The organism is Alistipes senegalensis JC50 (assembly GCF_025145645.1).
Classification (GTDB): Bacteria; Bacteroidota; Bacteroidia; order Bacteroidales; family Rikenellaceae; genus Alistipes; species Alistipes senegalensis.
The window spans coordinates 2,045,572-2,062,746 of sequence record NZ_CP102252.1; the positions used below are offsets into that span (position 1 = coordinate 2,045,572).

12 protein-coding genes are annotated in these 17,175 nt (G+C 61.1%); 5 read left to right on the forward strand and 7 right to left on the reverse strand.

Features of this window, described 5'->3' with window-relative positions:
* Positions 1 to 123: 123 nt before the first annotated feature.
* Entirely contained in the window at positions 124 to 2,367 is a 2,244-nt protein-coding gene (gene pnp, locus NQ519_RS07995) for a polyribonucleotide nucleotidyltransferase (RefSeq protein WP_019151685.1), read from the reverse strand.
* Between the two features lie 92 nt (positions 2,368 to 2,459).
* On the reverse strand, positions 2,460 to 2,732 hold the full coding sequence (gene rpsO / locus NQ519_RS08000) for a 30S ribosomal protein S15 (protein WP_019151684.1): 273 nt from the start codon (positions 2,730 to 2,732) through the stop codon (positions 2,460 to 2,462).
* Between the two features lie 191 nt (positions 2,733 to 2,923).
* Here rpsO and NQ519_RS08005 point away from each other — a divergent pair, with 191 nt between their 5' ends.
* The 4 genes from NQ519_RS08005 (at position 2,924) to bla (ending at position 6,733) form a co-directional block, all read left to right on the forward strand.
* Positions 2,924 to 3,934, forward strand: a complete 1,011-nt coding sequence (locus tag NQ519_RS08005; RefSeq protein ID WP_019151683.1) for an FAD:protein FMN transferase — start codon at positions 2,924 to 2,926, stop codon at positions 3,932 to 3,934.
* Positions 3,935 to 3,943: 9 nt separating this feature from the next.
* A complete protein-coding gene (locus tag NQ519_RS08010) occupies positions 3,944 to 4,810 on the forward strand; it encodes a diacylglycerol/lipid kinase family protein (RefSeq protein ID WP_019151682.1) in 867 nt (288 codons plus the stop codon).
* A gap of 120 nt (positions 4,811 to 4,930) precedes the next feature.
* A complete protein-coding gene (locus tag NQ519_RS08015; RefSeq protein ID WP_019151681.1) occupies positions 4,931 to 5,845 on the forward strand; it encodes an AraC family transcriptional regulator in 915 nt (304 codons plus the stop codon).
* Between the two features lie 6 nt (positions 5,846 to 5,851).
* A complete protein-coding gene (gene bla, locus NQ519_RS08020) occupies positions 5,852 to 6,733 on the forward strand; it encodes a class A beta-lactamase, subclass A2 (RefSeq protein WP_019151680.1) in 882 nt (293 codons plus the stop codon).
* Positions 6,734 to 6,767: 34 nt separating this feature from the next.
* Here bla and NQ519_RS08025 read toward each other — a convergent pair whose 3' ends face one another.
* Entirely contained in the window at positions 6,768 to 7,295 is a 528-nt protein-coding gene (locus NQ519_RS08025) for a DJ-1/PfpI family protein (protein ID WP_026076714.1), read from the reverse strand.
* A 148-nt stretch (positions 7,296 to 7,443) separates the two neighbouring features.
* On the opposite strand from NQ519_RS08025, the gene NQ519_RS08030 reads away from it, so the two are divergent.
* Positions 7,444 to 7,809, forward strand: coding sequence for a winged helix-turn-helix transcriptional regulator (locus NQ519_RS08030; RefSeq protein WP_019151678.1), 366 nt, complete (start codon positions 7,444 to 7,446; stop codon positions 7,807 to 7,809).
* A 101-nt stretch (positions 7,810 to 7,910) separates the two neighbouring features.
* On the opposite strand, the gene NQ519_RS08035 is transcribed toward NQ519_RS08030, so the two are convergent.
* The 4 genes from NQ519_RS08035 to glgP all read right to left on the reverse strand — a co-directional run bounded on the left by NQ519_RS08035 (position 7,911) and on the right by glgP (position 17,025).
* The gene (locus NQ519_RS08035; RefSeq protein WP_019151677.1) at positions 7,911 to 9,128 is read right to left on the reverse strand and encodes a glycoside hydrolase family 57 protein; all 1,218 of its coding nucleotides are present in this window, start codon (positions 9,126 to 9,128) and stop codon (positions 7,911 to 7,913) included.
* Positions 9,129 to 9,135: 7 nt separating this feature from the next.
* Positions 9,136 to 10,455 (reverse strand): glycosyltransferase family 4 protein, encoded by a 1,320-nt coding sequence (locus tag NQ519_RS08040; protein ID WP_315968683.1) that lies wholly within the window; start codon positions 10,453 to 10,455, stop codon positions 9,136 to 9,138.
* Positions 10,456 to 10,597: 142 nt separating this feature from the next.
* Positions 10,598 to 12,667 (reverse strand): glycogen debranching enzyme N-terminal domain-containing protein, encoded by a 2,070-nt coding sequence (locus tag NQ519_RS08045; RefSeq protein ID WP_019151675.1) that lies wholly within the window; start codon positions 12,665 to 12,667, stop codon positions 10,598 to 10,600.
* A gap of 107 nt (positions 12,668 to 12,774) precedes the next feature.
* Entirely contained in the window at positions 12,775 to 17,025 is a 4,251-nt protein-coding gene (gene glgP / locus NQ519_RS08050) for an alpha-glucan family phosphorylase (protein WP_019151674.1), read from the reverse strand.
* Positions 17,026 to 17,175 lie beyond the last annotated feature (150 nt).

Here is a 17,175-nt window from a genome sequence, read left to right on the forward strand (position 1 = left end):
ACATTCCGTCTCTTTTCTGCCGGAGGAACAGCGCAAATATAGAAAACTCTCGCTAATTATGCAATATTCCGGACGGAAAAAAACGACGCATTTCCGTCCGAAATATCCACATTGACAGTCGTTTTAGTCCTCCTTGTGTTCATGGCGCTCCCGGCGTTCCCCGCGGTCGCGGCGTTCGCCGCGCTCTCCGCGTTCGGGACGCGGGCGGCGTTCCCGCTCCACATAGCCTTCGGGCTTGGGAAGCAGCGCCTTGCGCGACAGCTTGAGTTTGTTGGTCTTGGGGTCTACGCCGATCAGCTTGACATCGATCTCGTCGCCCTCTTTCAGACCGGTCTCCTCCATGGTCTCGAAACGCTTGTAGTCGATCTCCGAGATGTGGAGCAGGGCATCCTTGCCGGGCATGATCTCGACGAAGGCGCCGAACGCCACGATCGAACGGATTTTGCCGTGGTACGTCTCGCCCACCTCGGGAATGGCCACGATCGCCTTGATGCGCGCCAGAGCGCCGTCGAGAGCCGCCTTGTCGATGCCGAAGATATCGACATAGCCCAGATTGTTGTTCTCGGTGATGGTGATGGTGGTGTTCGTGGTCTTCTGAATGTCCTGAATGACCTTTCCGCCCGGGCCGATCACCGAACCGATCATATCCTGCGGGATGGTGATCTGTACGATGCGCGGCACGCAGGGCTTGTAGTCCGCGCGCGGCTCGGCGATGCACTCGGTGAGTTTGCCGAGGATGTGCATGCGGCCTTTGCGGGCCTGCTCCAATGCGGCGGCCAGCACCTCGTAGGAGAGTCCGTCCACCTTGATGTCCATCTGCGTGGCGGTGATGCCGTCCTTGGTGCCCGTCACCTTGAAGTCCATGTCGCCCAGGTGGTCTTCATCGCCCAGAATGTCCGACAGCACGGCCCACTTGCCGGTCTCGGAGTCGGAGATCAGACCCATGGCGATGCCCGACACGGGTTTCTTGATCTTCACGCCGGCGTCCATCAGCGCGAGGGTTCCGGCGCAGACCGTCGCCATCGACGACGAGCCGTTCGATTCGAGGATGTCCGACACGACGCGCACGGCGTAGGGGTTTTCGTCGCCCAGCGGGATCATCGGCTTCAGGGCGCGCCATGCCAGGTGGCCGTGGCCGATCTCGCGGCGGCTCAGGCCGCGTGCGGCCTTGGCCTCGCCCGTCGAGAAGGGCGGGAAGTTATAGTGGAGCACGAATTGCTCGGTGCCCTGCACGAGCACTTCGTCCTTGACCTTCTCGTCGAGTTTCGTGCCGAGCGTCACGGTCGTGAGCGACTGGGTTTCGCCGCGGGTGAAGATCGCCGAGCCGTGGGCTGCGGGCAGGTAGCCCACCTCGCACCAGATCGGGCGGATCTCGTCGGTCTTGCGGCCGTCGAGGCGCTTGCCCTCGTCGAGGATCATGTTGCGCATGGCCTTCTTCTGCACGTCGTCGTGGAAATATTTGTGGATCAGCGGGGCCTTCTCCACGAGCTCCTCCTCCGAGTAGCGGGCCGCGAACTCGGCTTCGAGGGCGTTGAACTTATCCTCGCGCTCGTGCTTCATCGTACCGCTCGTGGCAATGGCGTAAGCCTTGTCATAGAGCTCCTTGATGATCGTCTGGCGAAGCTCTTCGTCGTTGACCTCGTGGCAGTAGGTGCGCTTCACGTCCTTGCCCAGCTCCTTCGAAAGCTCGATCTGTACGGCGCAGTGCTTCTTGATCTCCTCGTGCGCGAACTTGATGGCGCCGAGCATGACCTCTTCCGAAACCTCCTTCATCTCGCCCTCGACCATCAGGATATTGTCGATCGTACCTCCGACCATGATGTCGAGGTCTACCTTCTCCATGTCCGAGTAGTTGGGGTTGATGACGTACTCACCGTCGATGCGGGCCACGCGGACCTCCGAGATGGGGCCGCCGAACGGGATGTCCGACACGGCCAGCGCGGCCGATGCGGCCAGTCCGGCCAGTGCGTCGGGCTGAATGTCCTTGTCGGCCGAGATGAGGGTGACCGTCACATAGACTTCGGCGTGGTAGTCTGCGGGGAACAGGGGGCGGAGCGCGCGGTCGATCAGCCGTGCGACGAGGATTTCGCTGTCGTTGGCGCGGCCTTCGCGCTTCATGAAGCCGCCGGGATAGCGGCCTATGGAGGCGTACTTCTCCTTGTACTCTACCTGCAAGGGCATGAAATCGGTGTCGGGTTTTGCATCCTTGGCGGCCACCACGGTGCCGAGGAGCATCGTGTCGCCCATCTTGACGACGACCGAGCCGTCGGCCTGCTTGGCCAGTTTGCCCGTTTCGATCTCGATCTGGCGTCCGTCGGCCAGCGCGATCGTTTTGCGGACTGCGTTGTACAGCTTCTTTTCTTCCATAAAAATAAACCTATAATGTTTTTCGAATTGTTTTTTCACAATGAAAATGAAGGCAACCCCTCTCGGGAATTGCCTTCATTTCTTCCTCGGGACTACTTGCGGAGATTGAGTGTCTTGACGATTGCGCGGTAGCGCTCGATATCGACCTCCTTGAGGTACTCCAGCAACTGGCGGCGCTTACCTACCAGACGCAGCAGTGCGCGCTGGGTTCCGAAGTCGTGCTTGTTGCTTTTGAGGTGGTTCGTAAGGTGGCTGATACGGTAGGAAAACAACGCGATCTGACTCTCGGGCGAACCCGTGTCGGTGTTAGACTTGCCGTACTGGCCGAAAAGCTCCTGCTTTTTCTCAGCTGTTAAATAAGCCATCGTGTAAAATTATTTTTACGTTCCACTCTACGACGCATCCCCCTTACCGTGGATAACGCCAGAGCGTTCCGCAAAGGTACTAATAAATTAAGAATTAAGAATTAAAAATGAAAAATTATTTATCTTTTCGGCCGGAAAACTTACGATATACTCCGGAAAATCGTACTTTTGTGGCTAAACGAGTGGAAATTATGTTGAAAAAGGGTATCTGCGGAGTCTTGGCCGCACTTGTCGCGGCCGCTTTCTGGAGCTGCGGGCGGCGTCCCGCCTACGTCTCGGTGGACGGGGTGATGCTGGGCACGACGCTGCACGTCGCGGCCGACGTGCGGGGCGTCTCGCCGCAGGAGCTTTACGCCGCGGTCATGGAGCTCGACCGCGAGGCCAAGGCGTCGATGTCGATCTACGACCCCGCGTCGCTGTTGAGCCGTCTGAACCGCAACGAAACCGACAGCGTTGACAGCCATATCGCCTTCAACCTCCGTCTGGCCGACAGCATCGGTTCGCTGAGCGGCGGCCGCTACGACGTGACCGTCAAACCGCTGGTCGAGGCGTGGGGATTCGCCGGGAAGGAGCGCGTCGAGCGCCCGAACGTCGATTCGATCCTCGAATTCGTGGGGCGGGAGAAGGTGCGCATCGAGGCGGGGCGGCTGGTGAAGGACGATCCCCGCGTGCAGCTCGATTTCAATTCCGTGGCCAAAGGCTACGTCGTCGATCTGCTGGCGGCGCTGGTCGAAAAATATGGCGCCGAGAATTATATCGTCGATGTCGGCGGCGAGGTCCGCTGCCGGGGCGTCAACCCCCGGGGCGATGCGTGGCGCATCGGCATCGAAACCCCCTTCGACGGCAACATGACCAACGGCGAGTATCTTCAGAAACGGGTGCGGATGCACGACGGCGGGCTGGCCACCTCGGGCAACTACCGCCGTTTCTACCTCGATGCCGAGGGGAACAAGATCGCCCACACGATCGACCCCCGCACGGGATGCAGCGCCGTTTCGCGCCTGCTGTCGGTGACGGTCGCGGCTCCGACCTGCGCCGAGGCCGACGCCCTGGGGACCATGTTCCTGGCGATGGGCGCCGACGATGCGCTGGCCGCGGCGGCCGCCATGCCGGAGGCGAAGGTCTATTTCATCCTCGCGGGCGACGGCGACGAATACGAGGAGTATGTTTCGCCGGCTATGGAAGCGTTGATCCTGCAATAACGAGATATAATGAAACAAGCTGTATTTCTCTACAACACGCAGTCGGGCAAAGGGAAGATCGCCCGCAACGTCGAGGGCATCTGCACGGTGTTCCGGGCCTACGGATACGAGATCGAACCCCGGCTGATCGACTTTTCGGCCAATCCCTTCGACGGCTGCGAGACGATCGACCTGATGGTCGTGGCGGGCGGCGACGGCACGGTCAACTACGTGGTCAACGCCATGAAGCGCAAGGGGCTGGACATTCCCGTCGGGGTGATCCCCGCGGGCACGGCCAACGATTTCGCCGGGGCGCTGGGCATGTCGCGCGAACCGCTCGAAGCGGCGCGGCAGATCGCTTCGGGAAGCATCGACCGGGTCGATGCGGGGTGTGTGAACGGGCTTTGGTTCGTCAATATCTTCTCGTTCGGCCTCTTCACGACCACCTCGCAGCGCACGCCCGACGCGCGCAAACACAAGATAGGCAAACTGGCTTACATCATCGAGGGGGCCAAGGAGATCCGTTCGATGCACGCCGTGCCGCTGGAGATCGAGGCCGATGGCGAACGCTTCGACCTGCGGTCGCTGATGGTGCTGATTTTCAACGGCGAGACCGCGGGCGGCTTCCGCCTGGCGCGCCGTTCGTCGATCAAGGACGGACTTTTCGACTGCATCCTGCTGGAAAAGAAGAACTTCTTCCGCTCGACGCTGGCCATGTGCCGTTATCTGGCGGGCGGAAACCCGAAGATCGTCCGCCATCTGCGGGCCCGGACGATCGACATCCGTTCGACGATCGACGAGCCGACGGATGTCGATGGGCAGAAGGGTGCCGGATTTCCGCTGCACATCGAGTGCATCGCCGGAGGTCTGCGCATCATGTGCGCAAAACAGCAATAAGGAATCGCTGCGGGCGGAGGGTTCGGAGAGGGCTTTGTGAAATATTTTTCCGACTCTTTTTGGGGCGGTGTTGCGATTTCGGACCGTTTTTGTTACTTTTGTCGGAAAAATTACGACGATATGGCGGATATTGGCAAAACGACACGCGGCGGCGGGCGTGAAAACCTGCGGAAAGTCTCCATCTCCCGGCTCAAAAAGGAGATGAGCGATGTCTTTTACCTTTCGGACGATCTGGTCATCTCCGCACTCACGGCCGACAAGAACACCACGGCCGACTATCCGACCTCGATCGACGGTTTCACGGCCATCATCATGATGGCGGGCGAGGCCACGGTGTCGATCGACATGCAAAACTACAACGTCAAGCCCAACACCATCGTCTTTTTCAACCCCGATTCGATCATCCGCACGGTCAAATGTTCGTCGAACGCTGCGGCTTACCTGCTGGCTTTCTCGAAGTCGTTCGTCAACGAGATCCAGATCGACCTTTCGACCTCGCTGCCGGTCTATATGCGTTTCGGCAAGGCTCCGGTGCTGGAGGTGACGCCGCAGGACGTGGATGAAATCCGCCAGCTGTTCCAGCTCATCAAGACCATGCTCCGCAGCGACAAGGAGCGCTACCGCCACGAGATCATCCGCACGCTTTTCACCACGGCGTTCTATATCATCACCGAGATCAACCAGCGCGAGCAGCCCGGCGAGATCAAACAGGGCCGCTGCGAGGTGCTGTTCGACGAGTTCATGTCGCTTCTCCAGCAGTACAACAAACGTGAGCGCAACGTGAGCTTCTACGCCAAGCAGCTCAATATCACGCCCAAATACCTCTCTTCGGTGGTGAAGGAGGTGAGCGGCAAGACCGCCGCGCGGTGGATCGACGAATCGGTGATCCTCGAAGCTAAGGCCCTGCTCAAATACTCGGGCATGAGCATTCAGGAGATCGCCTACCACCTGAATTTCTCGACCCAGTCCTTCTTCGGCAAATATTTCAAACAGCATACGGGCACTTCGCCCTCGCGTTACAAACGCAAAGGCTGACATGCCATGAAACGGCTGTTTCTGCTCTGCTGCTGCCTCGCGGCGGCCGTGCCGTTTTCGGCCCGCGGCGAATCCCTCGAACGGGCCCTCCGCGCTGTGACCGACTCGGTGCGGGCGACGGTGGGCGTCGCTGTGGTGTTCGGCGACGGCGATACGCTCGCGGTGAACGGCGGACGCTGCTATCCCATGTTGAGCGTCTGCAAGTTCCATCAGGCGCTGGCCGTGCTCGACTGCCTCGACCGCCGCGGCCTTCCCCTCACGACACGCATTCCGGTCCGCCGTTCCGATCTGCTTTCCGGTACGTGGTCGCCGTTGCGCGAAGCCTGCCCCGGGGGCGGCCGGTTCACCGTGGCGGAACTGCTGACGTACAGCGTCGCGCAGAGCGACAACAACGTCTGCGACGTGCTGTTCCGCTTTCTGGGCGGGACGGAGGCCGTGGACCGCTACATCGCCGGACTGGGCATCGGCGAAACCGTGATCGTCGCCGACGAGGAGATGATGCACCGCCATACGGACAACCAGTATCTCAACCGGACTACGCCGCTGGCCGCCGTGCGGCTGCTCGAACGCTTCCGCCGCGGGGAGCTTCTCTCCGCCGCATACGGGGATTTCCTGCTCGAAACGATGTTCGCCACGGAGACCGGGCCCGACAAACTCCGGGGGCTGCTGCCTGCGGATGTCGCCGTGGCGCACAAGACCGGCAGTTCGGACCGCGACGGGCGCGGGGTGAAGATCGCCGACAACGACATCGGCATCGTCCGCCTGCCCGACGGGCGCAGCTATTCGATCGCGGTTTTCGTCATGGATTCCCGCGAGGACGACCGGACCAACGCCGCCGTCATCGCCCGCATTTCGCGGCTCGTCTACGATTACGCCGCCCGGCGATAATGAAAAACCCCTCCGCAGAGGGGCTTTTCATGCGCTATTTCAGCGCCTCGACCACTTGCCGGATCATCGCCGGGATGGCGTGTTCCTCCTGCGCGGTGAAGAAATTGCCGTCGATTTCGAACGGGGCGTCCGTCGCCACGGGTCCCGTCACGGCGGCCTTGGCCAGCGGATGCACGGCGACACGCCGTCCGGCGGCGACGCCCGCGAATCCGAACATCATCCCCGCGGCGCAGTGGCCGATCATCGGTTTGCCCGTCTCCCCGAAGGTTTTCAGCACCTCCATCAGGTCTTTGTTCCAGGGCTCGCCGGCATGCTGTGCGAAGACCGGCACGGCGTCGCCGCAGGCGAACACCAGGGCGTCGTACTCGGCTTCGTGGCCTTTGAGGTTGGCGATCACGTCGTCCGCCGTCAGGCCGATGCCCGAGTTGGTGCGGATCTCGCGGCTCTCGGCCACGGCGAACACGGTGCAGGGAATCTTGTTCTCGAAAAACGTCTCCAGATACTGGAACAGGCCCATCCCGTTCACGGGATTCACGGCCACGACAGCTGCTCTTTTTGCCATGATTGCAATTCGTTTAGTGATACGATGGTTATTTTCGGTAAGTTTGTTATCTTTGCATACAAAGATAGGGCGAATCGCCTGTAAAAACAAGAACGCACTTAAAAATGAGTAGGTTACACGTGTGTAACCATTGCTGAATGCCAAACGGATGGAAACGGAAAAAAGTTTTCGGAATTTTACGCCCACGGGCCGTTGTCCCGTCCGGGATGTCCTGAGCCGGCTGGGGGACAAGTGGTCGATGCTGGTGCTGCTGACGCTGCACGCCAACGGCGTGATGCGTTTCAGCGAGATCCACCGCACGCTGGGCGACATTTCGCACCGCATGCTGACCGTCACCCTGCGGACGCTCGAAACCGACGGGATGATCCGCCGCAAAGTCTACGCCGAGGTGCCTCCGCGGGTGGAGTATGACCTTACGGAGCGCGGCGGGAGCCTGCTTCCGCATATTTTCGGACTGGTGGAGTGGGCGCAGGACAATATGGAGGCCATTCTCGGCGCCCGCCGGAAATCCTGAGCGGCATCCGCCGGGCACGGAGCCTTTCGGCGCGCATGTCCGGCCCGAACCGAAAAACGGGTCCCCAAAGGGGACCCGTTTCGTCATCGTCTGCGACGCACTCAGGCGCGCTTCTTCGCCGTCTTGGCCTCGATGGCCTTGTCCAGCTCGATGCTGAAATCCGAGAGGACGTTCATGTAGTTGATGAAGGCGTCGTAGGCCGAGTCGTAGGGATTGAAATAGGAGTGCACGTCGCCGTCCGACAGCCACTTGGTAGCCATGTAGTAGAAGTGGTCGGAGGTCTGCATGAAACTCCACACGTAGTCGAAATCGGGGTTTTTCAGTGTCGTGACCTTCTCTTTCAGGGCGTAGAGCTTCGAGAACGCCTCGTTCTGCAACTCGTTGCCCAGCCATGCCGTCACGTCGCGCTCCTCGTCGGCCCACGACATCACGTGCGGGCAGTGGAGCACGGCCACCGGCTGGTATTTCTTCGCCGCTTCGGTCACCGTGGCGAATTCCAGTCCGTTTTTCTTGGCCAAGACCGCTTTGGGAAGCGCGCGCATGAATTCGAAGATGCCCGTGTCGGCGGTCTGGTGTTCGCCGAAGGTCTCGTAGTCCATGAACAGGTTCACCACCTCGCCCGGCGTCTCGTCCGAAGAGAGCCATTGCACGTATTTGTCCACCGTCAGCGGCCACTGGTCCCAGCTCTTGTTCGAGAAGCGGAACGCGATGTCGTCCGAGAGCTTGTAGTTGCGCAGCAGCAGGCGCAGCTTCTGGTCGATGGCGTTGGCATAGACGTAGTTGGGCGACTTCCAGCCCAGCACGTGCTTGGCGCCCTCGGCCAGCATCGTGCGGAAGCCCATGCCGGCCACCATCTCGCCGATCTCGTCCGAATAGATCAGCTCCGTGTTGCGGAACGCCGTGGGCTTCACCCCGAACTCCTTCTTGATGAGGGCGGTGTGCAGTTTGACCTGCTCCCGGAAATCCTCTTTCGAAGCCAGCGAGGCCAGCGAGTGCGAATAGGTTTCGGCCAGGAACTCCACGCATCCCGTCGCCGCCAGCTCCTTGAACGAGTCGAGGACTTCGGGGGCGAACGCACGGAACTGCTCGACGGCGATGCCCGTGATCGAGAACGAGCAGCGGAACCTGCCCTTGTTCTCTTTGATGAGTTTCAGCAGCAGGGCGTTCATCGGCAGGTAGCACTGGCGGGCCACCTTCTGCATGATCGAGCGGTTCAGGAGGTCATCCAGATAGTTATGGTCTTTGCCCATGTTGAAGAAACGGTATTTCTTCAGACGCCAGGGCTGGTGTACCTGAAAATAGATGCAAACGGTTTTCATGGCGATACTATTTTGATTGTTTCTCATTCTCTTCGATCACGGCCTCGTAAACCGTCTTGATCTTTGCCGCAGCGTCGTTCCATTTGAGATTGGTGACCTCTTCGAGCCCCTTCGAGGCGAACATGCCCGAGAGGGCGGGGTATTTGATCAGTCCGTAGATGGCGTCCGCAAGGGCGTCCACGTCCCAGTAATCGACTTTCACGGCGTAGTCCAGCACCTCGGCCACGCCGCTCTGCTTCGAGATGATGACCGGAACGTTCGACCGCATCGCTTCGAGGGGCGAGATGCCGAAGGGCTCCGACACCGAAGGCATCACGTATACGTCCGACAGCTGGAACATCTTGTGCACATCCTCTCCGCGGAGGAATCCCGTAAAGTGGAATCGGTCGGCGATGCCGAGCCGTGCCACGCGGCGGATGACATGGTTCATCATGTCGCCCGAGCCGGCCATCACAAAGCGTACGTCGGGCACGCGCTTCAGCACCTTGGCGGCGGCCTCCACGAAATAGTCGGGTCCCTTCTGGTAGGTGATGCGTCCCAGGAAGGTCACGATCTTGTCCTTGACGCCCCGTTCGGGAACCTTGCCGCTGTTCTCGGCGAAGCGCACGGCGTTGTGCACCGTCACGACCTTGTCGGCCGGGACTCCGTAGCGGTTGATGACGATGTTGCGCGTGAGGTTCGACACGGCGATCACCCGGTCGGCGGCGTGCATGCCGGCGCGTTCGATGGCGTAGACCTGCGTGTTGACGTTCTCGCCCGAACGGTCGTATTCCGTGGCGTGCATGTGCACCACAAGCGGTTTTCCGGAAACGAGCTTGGCGGCGATGCCCGCATAGTAGGTGAGCCAGTCGTGGGCGTGGATCACGTCGAACTGCCCTTCCAGATCCTTGGCCACCTGCGCGGCGACCACGGCATAGCGGGCGACCTCCTCCATGAGGTTGGCGCCGTACTTGCCCGAAAAGGTGTAGCGTTGTTTCCAGGCATCGGTCGTTGACCAGGTCCGCTCTCCCGACTTGACATATTTTTCGTGATAGACTTCGTACTCCTCCGGCGAGATGTAGGGAACCATGTTCGAGTCGATGTGGATGAACGACATCTTTTCCAGAATGTCGTCCGCACCGCTTCCCGTCGAACCGTACATGGCTTCCACGTCGCTGGCGTTCAGCACGTGCGTGAAGCGCTGGTCCTCGTCGCCGTAGGCGTGCGGGACGACGAACGTGACGTTGACGCCGTTGCGCGCCAGTCCGCGGGTCATTCCGTAGCAGGCCGTTCCCAGTCCGCCCGCAATGTGGGGCGGAAACTCCCATCCGAACATTAATACTCTCATACCGTTATTCCTTGTTTTTTACTTATTCATCGTTTTCACGCATCCCGAGGCTTCCGATTCACGGCTCGCGGCCGTGTTTGCAAGTCCGACTCTCTCCTGAATCTCCGCCGTGGCGGAGACCTTCTGTCGGCACGACGCTGTTTTATCTCTTGGCGGTCGCTTTTTTCGCTGCGGGCTTCGCCGCTTTTGCGGCGGACGCCTTCTTGACGGCGCTTTTTCCGGCTTTCGCACTCTTCGCCGCCGGTTTTTTCGCGGCTTTCTCCGCCTTTCGGGGCTTCTCTTCCGGCCGCCGGCGCCGGATCATGCCGTAGATGTCCAGCACGGCCGCCACGCTCCACGCCTGCGAAATGGCTCCGCGGGGTGAGAACGGGGGATCGGCGTCGAACAGCTCTCCGATCGAACCGATGCCGTAGGTCTGGATGTCCTCCTCGAAGTTGGCCAGCATCTCTTCGGCCTGCGGCAGGAACGAATCGCCGTTGACATCGAAGCAGGCCCGCACGTAGAACGACAGCAGCCACGGCCATACCGAGCCGTTCTTGCCGGCGAAGTCGCGTTCGGCGGGCGTACCCTCCTGCGAACCCTTGTAGAGCGGGTTGCGGGGCGAGAGCGTCCGCAGCCCCTTGGGGGTCAGGAGGTGCTGGCTCACGGTGCGGATCACCTCCAGCTGGGTCTGCTCGTCGATCATCTTGTAGGGGAGTCCGCAGGCGAGGATCATGTTCGGGCGGATCTCCTTCGAAGTCCCTTCGCAGCCGATGCAGTCGGCCAGATAGCCCTCCGGCAGACGGAACAGTTCGTTGAACGACGCCGCGGTCCGTTCGGGCAGCGACTCCCAGGTTTTCACGAACTTCTTGTCGCCGTGTTCGCCCGCCAGCCGCAGCGTGTAGCGCACGGCGTTGTACCACAGGGTGTTGACCTCGACCTGATAGCCGTTGCGCGGGGTGACGGGCACTCCGTCAATCACCGAGTTCATCCACGTCAGGGGCACGCGCTCCGACGAGGCCCATACGAGTCCGTTCTCGTTGAGCAGCACCCGTCCCGCGACGCCTTGCTTATAGGCTTCCAGCACCCGTTTCATCGCCTTGCCGTAGCGTTCCCAGACGGCCTTGGCGCCGATCTGCTCTTCGAGCCGCTGCAACGTCCAGAAGAACCACAGCGGAGCGTCCGCGGCCACGGCCGCCGAGGCGTCCCCGGCGAACATGCCGTCCTGCATGGTGCGCACCTCGTAGTCGAGGGCGTCGATGCAGTCCTCCTTGTGGTCCTGCTCCAGGGTGATGCCGGGCAGCGAGACGAAGGTCTGGCGCCCCGAAACCCCGTGCCACGGGTAACCCGATATGACCTCCGTGCGGTTGCCCGGACGGCGGATCAGGAACTGCCGCGCCGAGTGTTCGAGGCAGCTGATGAAGTCGATCTTGTGCGTGCGGCGGGCGATGGAGCCTTCGAAGAGCTCTTCGATGGTCTTCGTCGAGCCCATCTCGTCGAGCGACGCCGAGAAGATGATGCTCTCGCCCTTTTTGAGCTCGGTTTCGAAATAGCCCGTCGTCAGCAGGTCTTCGTGTCCCTCGTAGCCGCGGGCGATGTCCTGCTGGTATTCGAAATTGTAGTACCAGTCGGGCGCCGGCACGAATTCCGTGCCGGGTTTGCTCGTCTGGAGGTAGAGCCACGGGAACGAACCGTAGAGGCGGCATTTTACGCCGTTGACCGCCGGATAGGAGCGTCCGTCGGCGGCCATGTTGGCGCGGGTCAGCGCGTGTTTGTCGCGGAAGGCCAGGAACGGGCGCAGTCTCAGACGCGTTTCGGAGTGGGCGTCCACGAGCGTGTAGCGGATCATCAGCTGCGTGCGTTTGTGAATCCAGAGCATCTCCTTCTTGAGGATGACGCCGCCCACGCGGTAGGTGATCGTGGGGGTCGGCGTGTACTCGAAGTCGGTGATGTACTTGTGGCCGCGGGGTTCGTAGACTCCCGGGAATCGGTGCAGCGCCAGATTGAACGTCTGGTCGTGCTGGATCACCGTCTCGTCGAGCGACGAGAGCAGGACGTAGGTCCGGCCGCTGTCGTCGATCGGCGCCACTATCAGTCCGTGGTAGCGGCGGGTGTTGCAGCAGACGATGGTCGTGCTCATGTATCCGCCGATGCGGTCCGTTGCGAGCATCTCGCGCTGGAGCGAGTACTCCAGGTTGCCCAATTCGCTTTTGTCGAAAGTAAGTGCTGACATATCGCTGTAAAATGCTGTTCGTCCTTATAAAGATATTGAAATTTTCAGAATATTGCAATCCTGCGACTGAAAATCGACATCTTTTTTATCCGTTTCCTTTCGGAAGCCTATGCCCATTTCACCAATGCAAAATCCATGCGATGCGGAAGATGCGGATTGCAGGGATAGATGCGCAGCGCCACGTCGAACGTGCCCGTCTCGTCGGGCGTGTAGTCCAACGCATAGGTCACCAGATTGTTGTCGGTCCGGGTTCGTTCGAGCCGGATCGTGCGGACGACGTTGACGCCCTGTCCGCCGACGATCTGGCGGGCGATGACCATCTCCACGCCGATGTCCTCCGGACGGAGGTTGGCGATGTCCACCGTCACCGAGAAGCGGTACTTCTCGCCGACGCAGACGGCCTCCTTGTCGATCTTCACGCGCTCCACGTCCACCGCGCGGACCTGGTCCCAGGCCGCCGAGACCTTGCGCTTCCAGGCCGCGATCTCGCGGGCCAGCAGGCAGGAGTCGGCGCTCAGCTTGCGCTTGCGGGCCGCCAGCTTGTCGTAGAAGCGCTCCTCGTAGTCGATCAGCATGCGGTTGGTCGTGAAGTTCGAGGCGATGTCCGCCACGCATTTCTTGACCGAGGCCACCCATTCGTGGGGGATGTTGTCCGTGCCGCGGGCGTAGTATTTCGGGGCGATCTGCTCCTCGATGGTGTTGTAGATCATCTCGGCGTCGAGTTCGTCCTGGAAGTGCTGGTCGGTGAACGTGCGCTCCATGGGCAGCATCCATCCGGCGCCCTCCTTGTAGCCCTCGACCCACCAGCCGTCGAGCACCGAGAACTGCATCACGCCGTTCATCACGCACTTTTCGCCCGAGGTTCCCGAAGCCTCCAGCGGCCGCGTCGGGGTGTTCAGCCAGACATCGACGCCCTGCACCATGCGGCGCGCCAGCTCCATGTCGTAGTTTTGCAGGAAGATGATCTTGCCCACGAACTGCGGCATGGCGGCCACCTCGACGATGCGTTTGATGAGGTCCTGCCCCGGTTTGTCGTTGGGGTGGGCTTTGCCGGCGAAGATGAACTGCACGGGGCGCTCCTTGTTGTTGACGATCGCCGCCAGCCGGTCGAGGTTCGTGAAGAGCAGGTAGGCGCGCTTGTAGGTGGCGAAGCGGCGCGCGAAACCGATGGTCAGCACGTCGGGCTTGATGCCCTCGATGATCTGGAGCATCTGGCGCGGCGAATCGAGACGCACCTGCGCGGGATCGCTGTAACGCCGGCGGATGTGCTTGATGAGCTTGTTCTTGAGCTTCATGCGCTCCTCCCACAGTTCGCCGTCGGGGATGTCGTGCACCTTCTGCCAGGCCGGGATGTCGTAGACGTGGCCTTCGAATCCGTCGGCGAAATAGCGGGCGTAGAGACGCCGCAGCGACGTGGCGATCCATGTCGGGAAGTGCACGCCGTTGGTGACGTAGCCGATGTGGAGCTCGTTCTTGAAGTAGCCCGGCCACATGTTGCCCAGAATGTCCTTCGACACCTCGCCGTGGAGCCACGACACGCCGTTGACCTCCTGCGAGAGGTTGCAGGCCAGCACCGACATCGAGAATTTCTCGTTGGGGTCGTTGGGGTTGGTCTTGCCCAGGTTGATGTACTGCTCCCAGGTGATGCCCAGCACGTCGGGATAGTGCGACATGTACTGGCGGATCATCGACTCGGGGAATGCGTCGTGGCCGGCCGGCACGGGGGTGTGCGTCGTGAAGAGCGACGACGAGCGCACCACCTCCAGCGCCTCGGAGAACGAGAGCTTGCGGTGGTTCACCAGGTCGCGGATGCGCTCCACGCCGATGAAGGCGGCGTGCCCCTCGTTGCAGTGGTACACCTCGTGTTTGACGCCCACCTTGCGCAGGGCGCGGATGCCGCCGATGCCCAGCAGGATCTCCTGTTTGAGCCGGTTCTCCCAGTCGCCTCCGTAGAGGTAGTGGGTGATCTGGCGGTCCTCTTCGAGGTTGTCCTCGATGTCGGCGTCGAGCAGGTAGAGGTCCGTGCGGCCCACCTGGCATTTCCAGATGCGCGCCGAGAGCGTGCGGCCCGGGAATGCGACGGTGACCGTCATCCAGTTGCCGGCCTCGTCGCGCACGGGCGAGATCGGGAGTTTATAGAAGTTCTGCGCCTCGTAGGTCGCCTCCTGCGCCCCCTGCGCCGAGAGTTTCTGCGTGAAGTAGCCGTAGCGGTAGAGCAGGCCCACGGCGGCCATCGGGACGTTCTTGTCCGAAGCCTCCTTGAGGTAGTCGCCGGCCAGAATGCCCAGGCCGCCCGAGTAGATTTTCAGCGACGAGTGCAGGCCGTATTCCATCGAGAAGTAGGAGATCGTCGTGGTCTTCGGGTCGGGCTTCTCGTTCATGTAGTCGCGGAACTGCGTGTGCACGGCATCGAGCATGGCGAGGAAGTTCGAGTCCTTTTCGAGCTGTTTCAGGCGTTCGACGCTCAGCGCGTCGAGAAATGCGATCGGGTTGCGCTCGCATTCGGCCCACAGCACGGGGTCGATCCCTTCGAACAGGTCGCGGGCGCCGGGGTTCCAGCACCACCAGAGGTTGCGCGACAGCTCTTCGAGGGCGTGCAGCCGCTTGGGCAGCGTCTTATCGACCATCATGCGGTTCCAGACGGGCTTCTCGACGAAAAGCTGCTGGCGCACGAAGTTGATCTGCTCGGTCTTGGCGCCTCCGTCGTCCAGCACGGCGCGGTTGGTGCGGACGATCGAACTCTCGACCGCTTCGGAATAAGCCTGTTCGTAGGCGGCGAAGAGGTGTTCCCAGAGCGCCGTCGTCGAAATCTCGTAGGCCGAGGTGCGCATTTCGTTCACGTGCTTCTCGTCCAGCAGGCTGAAGCGCAGCAGGGTTTCGGCGACCTTCTGTTCGACCTCCCGGTCGTTGTAGTCGTCGCGGCGGACGACCTCCACGCCGGCGTGTTCGCGGTGTTTGTCCACCCAGAGCCCGAATCCTGCCAGCGTCGTGGTGACGGTCGGCACCGAGAAGGCCACCGATTCCAGCGGGGTGTAGCCCCACGGCTCGTAGTAGGAGGGGAAGACCGTGAGGTCCATGCCCACCAGCAGTTCGTAATAGTCCTTGTTGAAGATGCCGTCGGCCTTGTTGAGGTAGGTCGGCACGAAGATCACCTTCACCTTCGATTCGGGACGGGTCAGGACCGAGTCCTTGAGGGCGTTGACGATCGGGTCCCAGGCCGGATTTTCGAGGTAGTGGGTCGTGTATTTGTACTGGCTCCCGTCGATGGGGTTCGACGCATCGGCCAGATGGGCCTGCAAGTCTGCGCGCGGACCGCGGTTGCCTGCGGGTACGGTGATGTAGGCCAGCACCTCGCGCCGGAGCTTGTCCGACTCCGCGAGCTGTTTGAGCGATTCGATGAAGATGTCGATGCCCTTGTTGCGGAACTCGTAGCGGCCACTGGTGCCGACGATCAGCGGGTCGCCCGCGAACTTTTCGCCCAGGCAGGCTTCGGCCACCGCGATCATCGCCTTGCGGGCCTCGTCGCGCTTGGCGTAGTACTCCTCGCCGGTCCACACGAAGTCGTTTTCGAAGCCGTTGGGCGTCACGCCGTCCGGCTCGCGGCCCAGCAGGTATTTGCATTCGTTGGCCGTGATGTCGCTCACCGTGAGGAAGGCGTCGTGGTATGCGGCGGCCATCTTCTCGATCGAATGTTTGGCCGTGACGTTGAACCGCCGGGCCAGTTCGTCGGCGTTGAATTTCGTGAGGTCGTTGTAGAGCGGCAGTCGGTTGCCGGCGATGCAGCGGCCCATGACCGTGGCGTGGGTGGTGAACACCGTGGCCACGTAGGGTGCGCGGTTGCGCAGGTAGAGGCCGCCGGCGGCGGTCATCCATTCGTGGAAATGCGCGGCGGCCTTGTCGGTCGGGGCACAGAAGGCCTCGACGTAGGAGGCGATCACCACGCCCGCGGCCCAGCCGAAGAGCACCGGCTCGATGTAGTCCCACTGTCCCGAGATCGAATCCACGTGGTACGACTCCCAGAGGCTTTTGAGGATCTCGTCCTTGCGGGGGATCAGCGACGAGAAATCGACCAGCACCGCCGTCGGTTCGCCTTTGATCTTCCAGCGGCCGACGCGCACGCGGACGCCCTCGTTGTAGAGTTTCTGGCGCCATGCCTTCAACAGCGCGGGGTCCTCCTCGAACTCGGGGTTCACGCCCTCGTGCGAGAGGTCGGGGCCGAGCAGGATGTAGCGGTCTGCGAATTTGCGGGTCACGGTCTGTGCCTTGGTCGAGATGACGGTGTGTATGCCGCCGACTTTGTTGCATACCTCCCAACTTACTTCGAACAGGAAGTCGGGGGAGTGTTTTGCATTGCTCATATACTGTGTTTGTTTGTAATTTTTTCGGGACGGAGTCGGATTCGAAATCCGGCTGCAAAGGTAACGCTTATATTTCTATAAAACAACCCGAAGCCATATTTACTAAAAAAATTTAATAATAACTTAACATTTCTGTTTCACCCGGTTGCG

Coding starts and splice junctions, on each gene's coding strand:
- pnp (WP_019151685.1), bottom strand. CDS start 2,367: ATGGAAGAAAAGAAGCTGTACAACGCAGTCCGCAAAACGATCGCGCTG.
- NQ519_RS08030 (WP_019151678.1), top strand. CDS start 7,444: ATGGAAACGGAAAAAAGTTTTCGGAATTTTACGCCCACGGGCCGTTGT.
- NQ519_RS08015 (WP_019151681.1), top strand. CDS start 4,931: ATGGCGGATATTGGCAAAACGACACGCGGCGGCGGGCGTGAAAACCTG.
- NQ519_RS08045 (WP_019151675.1), bottom strand. CDS start 12,667: ATGTCAGCACTTACTTTCGACAAAAGCGAATTGGGCAACCTGGAGTAC.
- NQ519_RS08035 (WP_019151677.1), bottom strand. CDS start 9,128: ATGAAAACCGTTTGCATCTATTTTCAGGTACACCAGCCCTGGCGTCTG.
- NQ519_RS08005 (WP_019151683.1), top strand. CDS start 2,924: ATGTTGAAAAAGGGTATCTGCGGAGTCTTGGCCGCACTTGTCGCGGCC.
- bla (WP_019151680.1), top strand. CDS start 5,852: ATGAAACGGCTGTTTCTGCTCTGCTGCTGCCTCGCGGCGGCCGTGCCG.
- rpsO (WP_019151684.1), bottom strand. CDS start 2,732: ATGGCTTATTTAACAGCTGAGAAAAAGCAGGAGCTTTTCGGCCAGTAC.
- NQ519_RS08040 (WP_315968683.1), bottom strand. CDS start 10,455: ATGAGAGTATTAATGTTCGGATGGGAGTTTCCGCCCCACATTGCGGGC.
- NQ519_RS08010 (WP_019151682.1), top strand. CDS start 3,944: ATGAAACAAGCTGTATTTCTCTACAACACGCAGTCGGGCAAAGGGAAG.
- NQ519_RS08025 (WP_026076714.1), bottom strand. CDS start 7,295: ATGGCAAAAAGAGCAGCTGTCGTGGCCGTGAATCCCGTGAACGGGATG.
- glgP (WP_019151674.1), bottom strand. CDS start 17,025: ATGAGCAATGCAAAACACTCCCCCGACTTCCTGTTCGAAGTAAGTTGG.